At 69.6% G+C, this 685-nt stretch carries 1 pseudogene; it reads left to right on the plus strand.

What is annotated here, in order from left to right:
• Positions 1 to 685: pseudogene (locus tag KZA10_RS16865) on the plus strand (MFS transporter); the annotation flags it as partial.

Here is a 685-nt window from a genome sequence, read left to right on the forward strand (position 1 = left end):
GCGTGGATGCTGGGGCGTCAGACCCGTCGTGCAGGAGTGGTCGATGCGGGCGCGGACGACGACGTCGCTCCGGCCCCGACGACGAAGCCCAACGCCTGGGCGGAGCTGCGCGAGGGGTTTGGCTGGCTGCTCTCCCGCCCCGACCTCGGCGGTGTGCTGCTCATCACGACGGTCATCAACCTCGGCTTCAACGCCACGATCACGACCGTCATCTACGCCCTCCAGCAAGACGGGTACTCCGAGCTGTTGATCGGCACCCTGAGCGCATCGATCGGGGCCGTGATGCTCGTAGGCGCCGTGTGCGCTCCGCTGCTCGTCCCGCGGATCAAGACCGGGATCCTGACCATCGCCGGACTCTCGGTCGTCTCGGTCGGCGCGATCGTGCTGTCGATGGTCACCGGGCCCTGGGCCATCGCGGTGGTGCTCGGCGCCTCGGTCCTGCTCGTGCCCGCGCTCAACGCCGGCATGATGGGCTACTTCATGGTCGCCACCCCGAGCCACCTGCTCGGTCGAGCCAACAGCGCCGCCGGAGTACTCGGCATGGGTGCGATGCCACTCGCTCCCCTGATCGCCGGCTTCGGACTCGCCTGGATCGGCCGCGAAGGCACCATCCTGATCTGCGCCGCGCTGTGCCTGGTCGCGGTTCTCCTCGCCGTGGGCAACAGGGCGCTGCGGGCACTGCCGG

It is taken from the genome of Microbacterium sp. BF1 (genome assembly GCF_019279095.1).
Taxonomy (GTDB): Bacteria; Actinomycetota; Actinomycetes; order Actinomycetales; family Microbacteriaceae; genus Microbacterium; species Microbacterium maritypicum.